We start from the raw sequence: 15,583 nt of genomic DNA on the forward strand, positions 1-15,583 counted from the left end.
GAAGTGGGCCAGTTTCTCCAGGAACCAGACATCCTGCAGCAGGGCAGGGCCGCGCGGACCGGCCGTCTGGATGTTGTTGTTGTCGACGACTGGCGCGCCGAAAGATGTCGTGAGCTTTTTCATAAAAATTCCTTGATGCGCGGCCCTGCCTCTTGAGCGTTGCCTATGCATTTTTTCGGTACTACCAACAACCTGCCTTCAAATATCCCTTTCTCACATCGGTCAACCCGGTCGACGAAACAAGCGCCCTTGCAACAGCAGCCCCAGCGTCAACAAGATCAACGAGCCGATTGCCACATTGACAAAGATAAACACCGGCAATGCAATGCTCGCGAACAGGGAATCCGGCGCAATAGTCGCTGCACGCATGCATGACATCCCCAGCGCTGTGATCCCGAAGCTGAACGCCCAGAAACCCGGTGTCGCACCAGATGCCAGGAACCACCGTGAGAGCCGGAGCAGGAACAGCAATTGCAGCATCCCGTAGCCGACCATCGCATAGAAAGGCCAGTCAAGCCTGCCGCCCGTCACCGCAAGATATGCCGTGGCGCCGACCACCGGTGGCGCAAGCTGGATGCCCAGCGTAGGCCGCACTGCGGGCGCCAGTTCGTCGCCCAGGTAGAGGCGATAAGTGATAATCGACTCCAGGGCGAACCATGAGAACAGCCCCGCCCCGAAGAACAGTTTTGCCAGATCCATCCATCCAAGCGAGGTCATGGCCATCGCGGAGACAAAGTTTCCCGCCACCGTCGGCAGATACATGACCGCAGTAGTGTCCTCAAGCTTGCGGCCACCGCACATCATGCCGCCGCTGCGAAGCGTGGAGAAGGCCAGTTGGGCAATCGCGCCGATGACGATCAGGGTCGCCCCAATCGCCGGCGCGAAGCCGTGCAGCCATACCGCGACCAGCAGCGTCGCCACCGGTATCAGACCGATAAAGCAGCAGGCTACCGGATGCCGGGCTTCGGCGAGGGCCTCATCGCGGTGCGCGAGCCATTTTGCGACGAATGAGAGTACGAGCACAGCCCAGATGAGCGTGGTGACCGCAAACAGCGCATCGGACACCGCTGCCCCGACACCCCACAACGTGTGGGCAACTCGCCAACAGTTCGACAGACCGGCCATGCCGAGCACAATGCCCATTGCGGAAGCCGGAATCGAGAACCCTTTCGTCGTCGGCGAAGTCATGGTGCCTCTTGGCCGACCAATGCGCTGAAGATCGTCCGCAGCCTTTCATCGAGAGACTTGCCAACGGTGCCGACGGCATCACCGAACTGACCAAAGAGCGATGACGGCAGGTCGTACTCGACCTGCGTGAGATGCTCACCATTGCCAAAGACGAGCAAGGTCAGCGGCGCGTACAACGCGGCGCGCATATCATGCCGCGTCATGCGCCACGCCACGAGAGGATTGCCGATGTGATAGCGGACGGAAAAGCGTGGCTCGCCGCCCAGTGCGAACAGGACGCCGTGATCCAGCTTGTCGAACAGCATCAACCCGTGCGGACCTCCCACCTCCGCCATCTGCGCTTCAGCGGCGGCCGGATCTCGATACATCAGATCCAATGCGGCATGATCCAGCTTTCCAAGTTGTTGTTCCAACAGCCGGCAGAATTCATCCGGCGCAATCTCGAAGACCTCGCTGACGTGCGTCACCGAAAGGTTTGTCTGTACTATCGTTGAATTCATCTTGCCAATTCATGGTTCGTAAGCGGCGGGCACTGACGACCTGCGCAAGCCATCCGCAGCCATGCCCCCCCCCGCGGAGGGCCGGCCAGTCTGCGAGATTGCCGCCATGGTCCACCAGACGCCTCAACAATCATCGCGCCCAGTTCACCCAGGTCAGCTACGCGCAAGGACGATTTTCCCCACGGTCTTGTTGCTCTCCAGCGCCGCGTGCGCGCGACGCAGGTTGTCGACCGTGATGTCGCCATAGTGCTCGCCGACCGTCGTCTTGAGCACGCCTTCGTCGAGCAATGCGGCCACGCGATCCAACAGCTTGTGTTGCTCGATCATGTCCGCCGCACGGTACATCGACCGCGTGAACATGAACTCCCAATGCAGGGAAATCGACTTGCGCTTCAACGGCATCGCGTCCAGGGTGGCAGGGTCGTCGATCAATGCCAACTGTCCTTCCGGCTTGAGCAGTTCCACAATCTGCGCGTAGTAGCTGTCCGTATGCGTCAGGCTGATGACGTGGTCTACCTGCTGGATGCCCACCGCCGTCAGTTGCGGTTGCAGCGGTTGGCTGTGGTCGATCACGAGGTGCGCACCCAGATCCGTTACCCACTTCTGGGACTCCGGTCGCGAAGCCGTGCCGATCACAGTCAGGCCCGTCAGCTTGCGTGCCAACTGGATCAGGATGGAGCCAACACCGCCACTCGCGCCGATTACGAGCAGGCTTTGTTGCTGGCCGCCACCCTCCGGAATCCGCAGCCGATCGAACAGCAATTCCCACGCGGTAATGCTCGTCAGCGGCAGGGCCGCTGCATCGGCGGTCTTCAACGACTTGGGGCGATGACCGGCAATGCGTTCGTCCACGATGCCGTATTCCGCGTAGCTGCCTTGTCGCGTGATGTCGCCGGCGTACCAGACCTTGTCGCCCACCTTGAACAGTTCCACCGCCTCGCCGACCGCTTCCACGGTGCCTACCGCATCCCAGCCCAGCACGCGTGGGGCATTCGGTTGCACGCCGAGACGCAGCTTGCTGTCCACCGGATTCACCGCAATCGCCTCGATACGAACCAACAGGTCACGCGCTTGCGGTTCCGGTCGCGGGAGTTCCATCTCGTACAGGGCACGCGGATCTTCGATCGGCAGGCCAGCCTTGTCGTAAACAATCGCTTTCATTCTGCTTGACTCCTCGTTATGGAAATACAGCGCGTTCAGGCGCCGTGCAGGAACTCGCGCACGTGTGCGACGTACGTTGACGCATACTGGAACAGCGCGCCGTGACCGGCGTTGGGATAGATGATCAACGTGGCATTCGGCAAACCTTCCGCAAGCACGAAGCTGTTACGCGTGGGGATCATGGTGTCGTTGTCGCCATTGGTGACCAGCACGGGATGCGGGATCATCGCCAGCTTGCGCGCCACATCGCCCGGCCAGTTCGCCCAGGCAATCATGGCACCGAGCTGTGCCGGCGCGACCTCGGCATTGGCCGGGAGATCCGCTTCGCCGGTTCGCGATGCCAGGCGATTCACGAAGGCTTCCGCGGCTTGCTTGCCCTCGACCGTCGCCGGGAAGAAGAGCCGCTTGAGCTTCTCCGGCATCGGCATCTCGCCATCCGTATAGATGGCAATCAGTTCCGGGCGATCCATGCCGGCGCCTTTCCCGCCCTCTGGCGCGCTACCGGAAAGCACCATGCGCGCAACCAGATCCGGCTTTGCGATGGCAATCTCCTGCGCCAGGAATCCGCCGAGCGAGTAACCCAGGATGTGGAACTTCGAGAGCGCGATGGCACCGACGAACTGCAGCACATGCTCCGCCATCGCCGTGATCGATGCAGGGACTGCGCCGCCGGAACGACCCACGCCCGCGTTCTCGAACAGGATGATTTCCCGGTCCGTGGACAGCGCATCGACGATGGCCGGGTCCCAGTTGTCGAGGGTACCCGTGAAGTGCTGCAGGCAAAGCAACGGCAGCCCGCCATTGGCGTTGCCAAAGCGGCGATACGCATAGCGCACGCCACCCGCTTCGACATACTGGGTCGGCGCGTTCGAGGAAGTCATGAGTGTCATCGTTGCATCCTTCATACGGCAGAGGGGCCGTCGTAGGCCGGCATGACCAGCACCGCGCGGAACCTCACATCGGCACGCATCATTCGGTCGTACGCCACCTGGGCCTGTTCCAGCGGGAACGTTTCGATCAACGGGCGAATGTCCTGCAGATTGGCAAAGGCCAATGTCTGCTCGTTGTCGTAGACCGTTCCGGTCAGGGCACCCACCACGGCACGCGCACCGAACACGAGGTCCGTAGCGGTCAACGAGAGCGGATCTCCCGGTACGGCTACGACAATCAACTGGCCACGCGCCGCCAACCCCGGAACGAGTGAGGACATGCCGGTGCCGGTCGGTGCCGTCGCCAATACCACCTTCGCGCCGCCCAGGCTGCGTAGTACTTCTACGGCATCCTCGCTTTCGGAATCGATGTAGCGATGGGCGCCGAGTTGGGCCGCGAGTTCCGCCTTGTCTGCGCCCCGCGCGATCGCCACCGTATGGAAGCCCATCTTGCGCGCGAACTGCACGGCGAGGTGACCCAGGCCGCCAAGGCCATGCACTGCCACCACATCGCCAGCCCGTGCATTCGCATTGCGCAAGGCGTTGAACGTGGTCAGGCCAGCGCACAGCAGCGGCGCCGCTTCAGCGGCATCAAGTTCGTCCGGCACACGCACGAGTCCGCGCGCTTCTGCCAGCATGCTTTCGGCATAGCCGCCGTGGGTCGTCATGCCCGTGATCACAGGACTCTGGCAATTCACCACGTCGCCCTGGCGGCAAGACGGACAAGTCCGGTCTTCGCCGGCCAGGAAGCCCACGCCCACACGCTGGCCCACATGCCAGCCCTCGACGCCGTTGCCAACCGCGTCGATACGGCCCACGACTTCATGACCGGGGGTCAACCCGTGCTCCAGATTGGCCGGCGCCCGCGCAACGGTCGCGCTGTCCGAGTGGCAGACGCCGCAGGCTTCCACGCGAATGCGGACTTGTCCGAAGCCGGGGGCCTCGATCGGTCGATCGATCATTGACAACTTGCCGGGTGCCACCACCACAGCGGCACGGTAGGTTTGAGGTGCAGTCATCGTCGGGGTCTCACTCGAAGCGGAAATCGGACAGGTCCACGCCCACGATCAGCGGCTCCGGCATTGCGAGATTCTCTGGCGTGCGCGGATAGATACGCATGCGTGTCGGCATGCGGATACCTTGCACCTCGACGTAGTCGCTAAGGTAACGGGCGGCGGCATTGCGGCCCTGGATATCCACTTCGTAGTCGTGACGGCGCAGCAGTCCGTCGGCGTCGAAATAGTAGGTCTGCTCTGCGCTATGCGTCGCCACCGAATCCGGGAACGTCACACGCAGACGCCGCCAGGACAGGCCATCCACCACCCAGGGTTCGATCTCGGTGGCCACCACGCCGGGATGGCGCAGCACGAACGGCGACGTCAGGTACGTCCACATCGTGTAGCCCGCGAAGTACGCCAACTGCGGATTCGACCACGGTGTTTCGAGTTCGAAACCGGCGAACGATGCGCGGGGACGATCGAGCGATTCGACGAGCGTGCCGTCCGCTTGCCGGATCTCGACACGATCCGGCGTGAAGACGGAATGATCGGTAGTCGGTGCGAACGGCTCATGCGAAACCCGTTGCGCATGCAAGTCCACGGTCACGCGCGAATCCGTCAGCACACCTGCACGCTGTTTCAGATCCCACAGGATTCCGGTGTGGTGCAGGCGTGCCGAGACGCGCTTGAAACTCTGGAAGCGTTCGAGGCCACCCGCGGCATCGATGGCGAGATTGATCAGGTCAGACATGGTTTTACCTTTTGCTTTGGTTTGCGTTGGTTTGCTTTTCAGAGGGCGAGACAATCCACTTCGGGGCTGGGCCCGAAGTACCTGGAGCGGCGCGCTTGACACGCCGGATACCAACTGGGTTCAGCTACGCCTGGGTGTCGACAAACGCGGCGATATGCCGCGCGGACGCCTGGGGATACTGGAGTTGGGGACCGTGTCCGGCGCGCGGAAATGTCACCAGATGCAAGGTCGGCAACTGGTTGTTGAGCGCGTACCAGTTCTCCACCGGAAACACGATGTCGTGATCGCCGCCGATATGCAGGACAGGGATGCGTGTGGACTTGAGCGCCTGCAGCACCGCGTCGACCGGAAAGACCGGATTCTTCGGCCCATCGCCAAGCTGCGCTCCGGCCCATTGCCACGGCACTTCAGGGCTGATGTCCAGCTTGCGCGCCGCAAGCCGATTGGCTGACCGTCTTGCCGCTTCCGTGCTCTCGGCCGAAGTCGGCTCGAAGAACAGGCTGACAAAATCGTCGAAGTCATTCTCGCGCTTGGCCAGTGTGTAGAAGAGCGCTTCGCCCGGCTTGACCAGATGACCCGGCGGGGTGGTGCCGATGAGCACCGTGTGGCTGACGAGCTGCGGCGCCATCGTCATCACGAGCTGGGCGGCAATTCCACCAACCGACCATCCTCCGATAATGACGCTGCTCAGGTCCAGGGCGGTGATCAGATCGATTGCATCTCTGGCGAGCGCCGCGGGCTGATAGGTAGGGTCGCCCGTTGACTGTCCCAACCCGCTGTAGTCGAACACCGTCACCTGGAATCCCTGGCTCGCCAGGCTATCCAGGAACAGCGGGTCCCAGGCGTCCATGGTGCCGCGGAACCGGACGCACAGGACAATCGGCTTGCCGCTTCCGATGGTGCGATAGGCAAGACGCCGGCCCGGCACGTCGACAAAACGCGTTCTGGCGGTAAGGCTTGCCGAGATTTCGGCCAATGAAGCATTCATTCTGTCCAACCTTGCATTTACATCGATGCACCAAGCGGCACGCGTGTCAGGCCCTCATGATTCCCGTTTGCCCATCAATCGGAAACGACATTTATCGTGAGGTTTTCGGACATGGACGGCCATGACTCGGCGCCGTGCTCACCCAATCGCAGCGTCTTGCTCGAACGCTGCGTCGATGTGAAAGTTAGCCGCAAACCCAGTCCTGATAAAGCGTGGACGCCTGAACAGTACTTCCGTCCAAGCCGAACAATCGATCACCGTCGCCCTTGCGTGACGCCGTTCGGCACGTGGTTTTCGTGGCGGTTTGCGCCAAACCTCCGCAGGACGGTTGTGCGACAATCGCCGCGACCGTGACGCCTGGAAACACATCTCCACCATCACGACTCGATAGTCTTTCCGAACTCGTGAATAGAAGCATGCCCAGTACTGCCCAAAGACAGGAGGCGACCTCGGTCGTCTACATCATCGACGACGAGGAAGCGACCCGCTCGTCGTTGAAGAACCTCCTGCGTTCCGTCGGATTCACCGTCCGCAGCTTCGAGGGTACAGCGGCATTCAAGGCGTCGGAGAAGACGATCGGACCAAGCTGCCTGCTGCTCGATGTCCGCCTGCGAGGTGAAAGCGGCCTGTTCTTCCAGCAGCAGGAGAAAGCCAGCCAACAGATGCCCATCATTTTCATGACGGGCTTTGCGGACGTGAGCATCTGCATCAAGGCGATGAAGGCAGGAGCCACCGATTTTCTGCTCAAGCCCCTGTCCGAACAGGATGTCATCGATGCGGTCACCGCCGCACTGGCACAGGACAAGAAGCGACTTGAGGCCGACTACCTGCTCAACAACATCACCGAGCTGTATGAGTCTCTGACTTCTCGCGAACGCGAGGTGCTGGCCTACGTGGTTGGCGGTGCATTGAACAAGCAGATTGCGGCAGGCATCGGCATCAGCGAGATTACCGTCAAGGTCCATCGCGGCACCGCCATGAAGAAGATGAAATCGAATTCCGTTGCCGACCTCGTCCGCAAGGCGCAGATGCTTGGCATCGAGCCGATGTCTCGCTAGCACGGGTGCCCCTTTCGTGACAGGGACACTGAATCCTCGCGCGCTGGTGACAGTGGTCCTGGCCAATGCGCTGGAGTTCTTCGAGTACTTCGCCTATGCCACGTTCGCCCGCTTCATCGGCGCGGCATTCTTCCCGCACGGCGATGCGGGTGTGGCGTCATTGGCTGCTTTTGGCACGTTTGCCACGGGGTTTCTCATGCGCCCGATCGGCGCGCTCGTACTGGGCGCCTATGCTGATCGTGTGGGGCGCAAGCCCGCGCTGGTGCTCAATGTCACACTGGTGGCCATTGGCACGCTGGGCATCGCGCTCTTGCCGGGCCATGACGTGCTCGGCATTGCCGCACCGCTTCTGCTGCTGGCCTGCAGGATGATCCAGGGCTTCGCCATCGGTGGCGAAATCGGCGCAGCAGGTGCATACCTGATCGAGCAGTGTGCGCCGGAACGGCGAGGACTCTACTGCGGCTGGTTGCTCGCCGGACAAGGACTCGCGTTGCTGACAATCGGCGCTTGCGGACTCCTGCTGGATAGTCTGCTGACCCCGGTGCAGCTCGCCGCGTGGGGATGGCGAATCCCCTTCCTTCTGGCAGTCACGATGATTCCCGTGCAGATGCTCCTGCGCCGGCGTCTACGGCCTCATGACGTGCCCCGGCACATCCCGGCGGACGCCCACGCCGGGCGCCTGACAGGCTGGAAAGTCCTTGCACTGGGAACGTTTCTGATCGCGGGCGGTACGGTGCCAACCTATGTGGCCACCTTTACCGCCCCATTCGAGATGGCGGGAACCATGCCAACGCTGCAGGAATCTTTTCTCGTGACGATGGCTCTGGGCGCGATCACGTCTGCGGCATCCATCCTGGGCGGACTGCTGGCCGATCGCCACGGGTATGCCGCCGTCGTCATCTGGGCACGGATACTGTCAATTCTGGCCGTGATACCGACGTATCTCGCCGCAGTCCATGGCATGGGCAATGGGGTCTTCGTTGCGGGCATTGTCGTGGTGACTGCGGCGAGTTGCCTGGCGGCCGGCCCGACCGTTGCACTCCTGCTCTCGACGGTACGCAGTACGTCGCGCGCAACCTCGCTTTCCTTCATCTATGCAGTGGGCGTAGCAGTGTTCGGCGGCACGGCGCCGGCGCTGGTTACCGCGTGGAACGCGTGGTCGGGAAGCCGGATGGCCGCAGCGTGGTACATCTCAGTTGCTGCAGTGGGCGCACTCGCGGCGGTCTGGGCGCTACGGCATCATCAAGAGGGGCATCCGCCACTGACTACGCCGCGAAGGCCTTTGCGCCGGGTAGCGTAAAGCAAAACGTCGCGCCTGTTCCCTCGGCGGATTCCGCCCAGATGCGCCCGCCATGCGCCTCGATGATGGACCGGGAGATGGATAGTCCCATGCCCATGCCTTCTGCCTTCGATGTGGCAAATGGCTGGAACAACGTTTCCAGCAACATCGCATCGATGCCATGTCCGGTGTCCACCACCTTGAACAGGAGGCTGGATTCGCCTTCTGGCTCGACCAGCACGCTCAACTTGCGCGCCCGCGCATCCGATGTGGCTTCGATTGCATGAATACCGTTCAGCAGAAGATTGCCCAATACCTGCTGGAGCTGAACGCGATCCACGAACACGCGGAGGCCCGCGTCAACCGACGTTTCCACCTCTATTTCCCTGGCACCCGCTTCCGGCGAGATCAGGTAGATCGCCGATGCCACCACTTCGGCTGCCGACTGCAACCGCGCCTGTACCGGCGTGTGCATCATGAATCCGCGCAGCCTGTGGCAGATGTCGGTGGCATCCCGTGCCCAGCGGCCAGCATCGCGTACCGATGCCATGGCTTCCGCCATCTCCGGTTGCTCGCGATCCAGCCAGCGCGCGGCGGCTTCGATCGATGTCCGGGTTGCGGACAGTGGCTGGCTGATCTCGTGTGTAATGGATGCCGCCAGTTGCCCCACCAGTGCAATACGCCCCGCACGCGCCATGTCGGCACGCATGACCTGCAGGCGGTTGATGTTCTCCTGATACTCGGAGATATCGAACGCATAGAAGTGCAGCCGTGCATAACGCGCGGGGTCCGCTGGTAACGAACAGCGCCAAACGATCGGGATCGTGCGGCCCGTCAGCGACGTCAGGGTGCGCTCGCCCTGGCAAGCCGTTTCGCCATTGAAGATAGCCTTGAGTACCTTCGAATTGCTGGGCCGACTGGCGGGAAGCAACGCCTTTGCCACGACGAAGAACGCTTCACGCGATTCCGCGTCGAACAAGGTCAATGCCGCTTCGTTGGCATCCACGAAGTGGTGATGGCGGTCGCGCAACTGCTGGATCGCCGTGGGATTGTCGTCCAGATAAGCGTCCAGATCCGTTACGCCCTCGGCTTTGCGATCATCGACCCACTGCCGGATGCCGGACCAGTCTTCCACCAGGATGGGAATCGGCGCGAAACGGAAGGTCTCGTCCACAAGCACGCGGCTGGATTCCATGCGTGAGCAGCCATCCTCGTCGGATGTGCAGCGATGCGCGGAAACGTCGGTATCGGGATAGCTCATGGAGAGGATGTTGTGACGGCCGGTCATGCCCTTGCAATGGTAGCAACGCCACACGGCGAATGTGCCGGCGACTATACGAACGTATAGTGTTGCGCTCCGATGGCGCTAACGCTTGGCGGGCGATGTCGCCGGCATCGCCACCCCCTTCGGTGCAAACCCGATGTGCGATGGCGTATGCAGCACGATACTTCCGTATAAGTGAACCCGCCCCGTGATTGCGCTAATGTCCGACCAAACGCTCCCCCGCGAAGCGCTCCCCTATGTCGTGCCCGTTCTGACGCTGATGCCCGTTCCTGCCAAGATTGTTTGTGTCATCGATGACGAACCATCCGTTCGCAGGTCCACTGGTGCGCTGATTCGTTCATTGGGTTGGGGGGCGGCCTTCTTCTCCTCGGCGGAAGGCTTCATGGCCCATCCGAGCAACAGTGCCTACGACTGCCTGATCTGCGATATTGCTCTGGACGCCATGTCAGGCATCGAACTGCTGCGCCGGCTCCGCGCAGCCGGCCGTCAGACGCCATTCATCTTTGTCACGGCTCATGCCACGCCGTACCATCGTGACCAGGCTGCACAGCATGGCGCCCTCTGCATGCTCGACAAGCCGGTGGACCCCAGCGATCTGGTTGGCTGGCTGTCGCGGGTTCTTGGCGCGGGCTCCTGATACGCACGCTCTCGCGCCAGGCGGGCAACTATACGAACGTGTCGCTCATCATGCGCCAATTGCGACTGTTGCAGCAGCGCTGCCGATCCTACACTCGGACCATCACCAAAGCGCGACACACGAGGGAAGGGCCATGGAACGCATGCTGCAAGCAATGGAAGTATTTGCGCGGATCGTCGAATGCGAGAATTTCACGCGTGCGTCCAGCCTCCTGGGCATTCCCAAAGCGTCTGCGAGTCTGCTGATTCAACAGCTCGAGGTCCACTTGCAGGTGAAACTGCTGCACCGTACGACGCGCCAGGTTCGGCCGACGCCCGCCGGCATGACGTTCTACGAACATTGCCTCAAGATATTGCTCGACATTACCGACCTGAAATCCAAGATCGGATCGGCTGCGGAGCAGGCGAGCGGCAGGTTGCGCGTGGAGTTGCCGGGCGACATTGCGCGCCAGTTGATGCCCTACATGGCCCGATTTCGTCTCCAGTATCCCGACGTCAGCCTGCAAATCTCCACGCCCCGGCATTCCTCGAACCTGATCCGCGACGGCATCGATTGCGCCGTCAGGCTGGGTGACCTCGAGGATTCCATCCATTTCAGCCGTCAGGTCGGGACGTACCAGTTAATCACGGTGGCGAGCCGGCTCTATCTTTCCCGGCACGGATGCCCCGAAACCGTGCAGAACTTGTCAGCGCATCGTACGGCGCACGCCTCGCATCAAAGCGACAGTCGGCCTTGGGAATTCGGATTCGCACTGGACGGCCGGAGCACCCGGCACCGGATGCCCGAATCGATTGCCTTCGATGACATGGACCTGCTGCTTCAATATGGCTTGCAGCATGGCGGTGTCATTCAGGTCTGGGATACCGTGGCAGCGCCGTATCTTGCCAGTGGACGGCTCAAGGAGGTGCTTGCGCATTGCCGCCCACGGGCCCGGCCGATCCATGCCGTCTATGCGTGCAGGACTCGCGAATCGATGGCGCTGCGCGTCTTCGTCGACTGGCTCTCTTCGGCGCTGGAAGACACCATTGCGCCCCGTCCTCCCGCCACGGCGGCGGAAGAACGAACCGATACGGCCGAGCCCGCCTGCGCCCTGCCCTGACCGCACGGACCATTCCGTGTGCGCCGCGCCACGCTCGGCCCATGCGGTTTTCTTCCGCCCGGCATACATTCGTCGCTCCCTCTATAATCCGAGGTTTCAGGCAGCAGCACGGGTGAAGCGGATGCATCGGATCGGCTATTTCTTGACGGACGGGTTTCAAGTCATGGCAATCGGCACGCAATCCGTGTTCGAGTTCGCCAATGTCGTGGCCCGGGAGCGCGTCTACTCAGTGGTCAACTACTCACTGTCAGGTGGAGACGTCCATGCCTCGCTGGGCGTGTCCGTCAAGACCGAGCCCATTCACGACACCACCGACGCCGATACCTGGATGATCAGTGGCATCGTCGACCCGACCCAGCGCTCCAGTACCTCCGCCGAACTGGCTTTCGTCCGTGCGGCATCGGAACGTTCGCGCCGGACGGCCGGACTGTGCACCGGTGCATTTGTGCTGGCAGACGCCGGCTTGCTCGATGGCAAGCGCGCGACTACTCACTGGGCCTACGCCGATGCACTGCAGGCGCGCTGTCCCAAGGCCCAGATCGAACCCGACCACATCTTCGTCGTGGATGGCGCCATCTGGACCTCCGCCGGCTTGACCGCTGCTATGGACCTTGCCCTGGGCCTCGTCGAGAAGGACCTGGGAAATGAGGTGGCAACGAAGGTCGCACGCGTCATGGTGATGAACCAGCGTCGCGCCGGTGGTCAGTCCCAGCAGTCCGAGATGCTGAAGCTCGCCCCCAAATCGGACCGCATCCAGACTGCCCTCGAGTACGCTCGCCAGAATTTGTCCCGGCCGCTGCGGATCGAGGAACTGGCTCGCGCCGCCCATCTCAGCACCCGGCAATTCCAGCGCATCTTTCAGTCCGAAACAGGGCAATCGCCCGCGAAAGCCGTCGAACAACTCCGGATGGAAGCGGCGCGCACCATGATCGAACGCGGACGTCACCCGCTGGAGGTCATCGCTCGGGAAACCGGCTTCCGTGATCGGAACCACCTGCGCGAAGTGTTCGTGCGCGCGTTTGGCGTCAGCCCTCAGGAGTTGCGCAGGGATGCCCGTACTCCCATCGCAGCCTAGCAACCGAGACACCCTCGCCTTCGTTTCCGCATTCATCGCAACAGCGCTGCGAAAAGGGGAGCGAGGATTGCTGTCAGGACGCCATTCATACCAATAGCCAGACGCGCAGCAGTAGCATGCCGATCAACGGTCCGGGTATGGGAACGTGAGCGATCGTCGCCAGCGCCTCTTCGATGCATTGCAACAGCAAAAGCGTCGAGAGTCCCTGCAGCATCTCTGATTCCCCGTTCGCAACCGCACCATCAGCACCTCTATCGAACTTCCATACAGACGTCCAGACACTTTCCTTGGACGTTGTTTTCGGATTAAGGCCCTATTTGCTTCCGGCATTGAGGACTTATCTTTGTCTCTCCAACACAACAGGAGAGCATCCATGAAAACTAAACTTATCGTTAGCAGCCTGATCCTCGGTATCTCCGTGACTGCCGCCTCGGTCGCCAATGCTCAAAGTCAAAAAGCAACGGACGTGGTCACCCGCGAGCAAGTGAAAAAGGAACTTGTACAAATCGAGGCCGCGGGCTTTGACCCCCATCGCGATAGCAGCACGTATCCCGCAGATCTGCAGGAGGCTGAATCCCGCGCGGCGGCAACGAGCAGGCCAGCATCGGCACCCGCGTCCGGAACCCGCAAGCAGTAACGAATAAGCGCGACGTTTTGCTAGCCACATACCTCATCGCTACATGGATGAATAGTGGTGGTTGCAGTTGCATCGCTTCGAAACGCGTTTCGACCGTCGTTGCCATCGAAATGGTGGGCAATGGCGGTTGCCGTTCGTCCCCAGTCCTCGCACGTCTTCGCCCTTCATCACGGCCTTGAATTAAAAAGTCTATCAACGAAAAGTTGGTACGCCGTGAGGAATTGTCACGCTTGGCCGAAAGCTATGTTTGCCGAACACGCTTCTGACGCAACCTTGTTGCCGTTATGGTTGTAGCAGTTGCAAATGATCGACGGTGATCCGATCAATCCGACTGGATTCTTCAACAGCAACTTCGACGAATAGTGAAAATCATCTATAAAAGGAATAAAAAATGACTCGCATGTCCACGATCGATGTCGCGACCGCTACTGGCCTGACAGCAGAGCTCTTTACCAGCATCAAGCGCGGCCTTGGGAAGGTGCCGAATGCGTACGCGAGCATCGGATCGCAATCGCCGGTCGCGCTCCAGTCATTGCTGGCTGCCAACGCGGCCCTGAAATCGAGCGGCGCACTGTCGGCAAAGGAACTGGAGGCGATCAACCTGGCCATTAGCGAAAACAGCGGCTGCGACTATTGCCTCGCTGCCCATACGTTATCGGGCAAGATGGCGGGCTACACGGCAGATCAGATGCGCGAGCTGCGCGCCGGCGGCCTGAGCGCCGATGCAAAGATCGATGCTCTCGTCAAATTCGTGCTGACGCTGGTACGCACATCGGGAACGGTCCCGCAGGCCACCCTGGATAAGGTCCGCCAAGCAGGATATAGCGATACGCAAGTGACGGAAGCCATCTTCGCTGTCACCGCCATCCTGACCACCAACATCTTCAATCGCGTCAACGACACGATTCTGGATTTTCCTTCGGTGACGTGACTCTGCAAATTGCATTGTCAATCTCCACCAAACACTCAGTTCGGATGCAGGCGCTTTAACTTGTGAGCTGACAGATCTAATGTTGTGGCGACACACGGAAGACCTGCATTCGACGCGAAAGCGATACCTCAAATGAAACCCATCGCAATCATCGCCACCATCACCGCCAATCCAGGCGCCGAAGCCGCAGTGCGCGACGCTCTCATGACAGCGGTGCCACTCGTGCGGCAAGAGCCCGGATGCGAGCGTTACGAGCTGCTAGCCGATATCGTCAATGAACGCAGCTACGTCATGGTGGAACGTTGGCACAGTGAGTCTGACCTTGAGGCGCACACGAAGTCGCCAGCGTTTACACAACTGGCAAGTGCTCTTGCCGGTATCGCAAAGCTGAGTATCAGCAGACTCACGCCCATGGCGTGAGCTCGGCGACGAGCATCGTCAACCGAACTGATTCGCACATCTTCAATAAGGAACCCCTGAAATGAAATTCCGCGATTTGCTTGTCGTTGCCAGTCGGCTCGACCACATCGGGATTCCGATGATTCGCATCGGTGTAGCCATCATCTTCCTGTGGATTGGCGCACTGAAGTTCGTGCCGTACGAAGCGGACAGCATTACGCCGTTCGTCGCGAACAGCCCATTCCTGTCCTTCTTCTATGCGCATCCCGAGGCCTACCACGCCCATCTGACGCATGAAGGCCAACTCGATCTTGTGCAGCGCGCATGGCAGGTTGCCAACCACACGTATGCGTTTTCCAATGGGCTTGGTACGGTGGAAATCATCATTGGCCTGCTGGTCCTCTCCTACTTGTTCTCACCCACGATCGGCCTGATTGGATCGATTCTCGCGTTCCTGACACCGATCGTCACACTTTCCTTCCTCATCACCACGCCCGAAGCCTGGGTCGCCAACCTGGGGGATGCGAACTATGGTTTCCCATACCTGTCCGGAGGTGGGCGACTGGTTCTGAAAGATGTGCTGATGCTGGCGGGTGCGGTCGTCATGATTGCGGATTCCGCACGACAAGTATTGCAGCGACATCACCAACAATCGCGATAGCGATTAC

At 60.9% G+C, this 15,583-nt stretch carries 19 protein-coding genes; 9 read left to right on the forward strand and 10 right to left on the reverse strand.

The window, feature by feature from the left end:
* The 8 genes from ABDB81_RS28705 to ABDB81_RS28740 all read right to left on the reverse strand — a co-directional run.
* On the reverse strand, positions 1-123 hold a 123-nt coding region (locus ABDB81_RS28705; RefSeq protein WP_346814234.1), incomplete at its 3' end, for a catalase.
* 99 nt (positions 124-222) lie between these two features.
* Complete coding sequence (gene tehA, locus ABDB81_RS28710; protein ID WP_346814226.1) at positions 223-1,188, reverse strand: dicarboxylate transporter/tellurite-resistance protein TehA; 966 nt, start codon at positions 1,186-1,188, stop codon at positions 223-225.
* Complete coding sequence (locus ABDB81_RS28715) at positions 1,185-1,688, reverse strand: DUF302 domain-containing protein (RefSeq protein WP_346814227.1); 504 nt, start codon at positions 1,686-1,688, stop codon at positions 1,185-1,187. Before ABDB81_RS28715 ends, tehA begins: the two co-directional genes overlap by 4 nt.
* Before the next feature lie 153 nt (positions 1,689-1,841).
* Positions 1,842-2,849 carry a zinc-binding alcohol dehydrogenase family protein gene (locus tag ABDB81_RS28720; RefSeq protein ID WP_346814228.1) on the reverse strand — a complete coding sequence of 336 codons (1,008 nt, stop codon included), beginning with the start codon at positions 2,847-2,849 and terminating at the stop codon, positions 1,842-1,844.
* A gap of 35 nt (positions 2,850-2,884) precedes the next feature.
* Entirely contained in the window at positions 2,885-3,739 is an 855-nt protein-coding gene (locus tag ABDB81_RS28725) for an alpha/beta hydrolase (RefSeq protein ID WP_346814229.1), read from the reverse strand.
* Positions 3,740-3,750: 11 nt separating this feature from the next.
* On the reverse strand, positions 3,751-4,797 hold the full coding sequence (locus tag ABDB81_RS28730; RefSeq protein WP_137927775.1) for an alcohol dehydrogenase catalytic domain-containing protein: 1,047 nt from the start codon (positions 4,795-4,797) through the stop codon (positions 3,751-3,753).
* Positions 4,798-4,807: 10 nt separating this feature from the next.
* Positions 4,808-5,527: a hypothetical protein gene (locus tag ABDB81_RS28735; protein ID WP_137927776.1), complete on the reverse strand. Its 720-nt coding sequence runs from the start codon at positions 5,525-5,527 to the stop codon at positions 4,808-4,810.
* Between the two features lie 124 nt (positions 5,528-5,651).
* The gene (locus ABDB81_RS28740; RefSeq protein WP_137927777.1) at positions 5,652-6,503 is read right to left on the reverse strand and encodes an alpha/beta hydrolase; all 852 of its coding nucleotides are present in this window, start codon (positions 6,501-6,503) and stop codon (positions 5,652-5,654) included.
* A 428-nt stretch (positions 6,504-6,931) separates the two neighbouring features.
* On the opposite strand from ABDB81_RS28740, the gene ABDB81_RS28745 reads away from it, so the two are divergent.
* Positions 6,932-7,573 carry a response regulator gene (locus tag ABDB81_RS28745; protein WP_137927778.1) on the forward strand — a complete coding sequence of 214 codons (642 nt, stop codon included), beginning with the start codon at positions 6,932-6,934 and terminating at the stop codon, positions 7,571-7,573.
* 16 nt (positions 7,574-7,589) lie between these two features.
* Entirely contained in the window at positions 7,590-8,873 is a 1,284-nt protein-coding gene (locus ABDB81_RS28750; RefSeq protein ID WP_171020502.1) for an MFS transporter, read from the forward strand.
* Here the strand turns inward: ABDB81_RS28750 and ABDB81_RS28755 are convergent.
* Positions 8,839-10,140, reverse strand: a complete 1,302-nt coding sequence (locus ABDB81_RS28755) for an ATP-binding protein (RefSeq protein ID WP_237380416.1) — start codon at positions 10,138-10,140, stop codon at positions 8,839-8,841. The two genes, ABDB81_RS28750 and ABDB81_RS28755, sit on opposite strands and share 35 nt — an antisense overlap.
* Positions 10,141-10,336: 196 nt before the next feature.
* Here ABDB81_RS28755 and ABDB81_RS28760 point away from each other — a divergent pair, with 196 nt between their 5' ends.
* From ABDB81_RS28760 to ABDB81_RS28770, 3 genes are all read left to right on the forward strand, one after another.
* On the forward strand, positions 10,337-10,774 hold the full coding sequence (locus ABDB81_RS28760; protein WP_137927780.1) for a response regulator: 438 nt from the start codon (positions 10,337-10,339) through the stop codon (positions 10,772-10,774).
* A 133-nt stretch (positions 10,775-10,907) separates the two neighbouring features.
* Entirely contained in the window at positions 10,908-11,873 is a 966-nt protein-coding gene (locus ABDB81_RS28765) for a LysR family transcriptional regulator (RefSeq protein WP_160473337.1), read from the forward strand.
* Between the two features lie 121 nt (positions 11,874-11,994).
* Positions 11,995-12,948, forward strand: coding sequence for a GlxA family transcriptional regulator (locus ABDB81_RS28770; RefSeq protein ID WP_137927792.1), 954 nt, complete (start codon positions 11,995-11,997; stop codon positions 12,946-12,948).
* Between the two features lie 85 nt (positions 12,949-13,033).
* Here ABDB81_RS28770 and ABDB81_RS28775 read toward each other — a convergent pair whose 3' ends face one another.
* Positions 13,034-13,162 (reverse strand): hypothetical protein, encoded by a 129-nt coding sequence (locus ABDB81_RS28775; protein ID WP_255459375.1) that lies wholly within the window; start codon positions 13,160-13,162, stop codon positions 13,034-13,036.
* A 159-nt stretch (positions 13,163-13,321) separates the two neighbouring features.
* Here ABDB81_RS28775 and ABDB81_RS28780 point away from each other — a divergent pair, with 159 nt between their 5' ends.
* The 4 genes from ABDB81_RS28780 (at position 13,322) to rclC (ending at position 15,576) form a co-directional block, all read left to right on the forward strand.
* On the forward strand, positions 13,322-13,585 hold the full coding sequence (locus ABDB81_RS28780) for a DUF4148 domain-containing protein (RefSeq protein WP_137927782.1): 264 nt from the start codon (positions 13,322-13,324) through the stop codon (positions 13,583-13,585).
* A 391-nt stretch (positions 13,586-13,976) separates the two neighbouring features.
* Positions 13,977-14,516, forward strand: coding sequence for a carboxymuconolactone decarboxylase family protein (locus tag ABDB81_RS28785; protein WP_137927783.1), 540 nt, complete (start codon positions 13,977-13,979; stop codon positions 14,514-14,516).
* Between the two features lie 132 nt (positions 14,517-14,648).
* On the forward strand, positions 14,649-14,936 hold the full coding sequence (locus tag ABDB81_RS28790) for an antibiotic biosynthesis monooxygenase family protein (RefSeq protein WP_346814230.1): 288 nt from the start codon (positions 14,649-14,651) through the stop codon (positions 14,934-14,936).
* A 61-nt stretch (positions 14,937-14,997) separates the two neighbouring features.
* On the forward strand, positions 14,998-15,576 hold the full coding sequence (gene rclC / locus ABDB81_RS28795) for a reactive chlorine resistance membrane protein RclC (RefSeq protein ID WP_346814231.1): 579 nt from the start codon (positions 14,998-15,000) through the stop codon (positions 15,574-15,576).
* The last annotated feature ends 7 nt before the right edge of the window (positions 15,577-15,583 follow it).

Origin of the sequence: Cupriavidus sp. DL-D2 (assembly GCF_039710735.1) — a bacterium.
Classification (GTDB): Bacteria; Pseudomonadota; Gammaproteobacteria; order Burkholderiales; family Burkholderiaceae; genus Cupriavidus.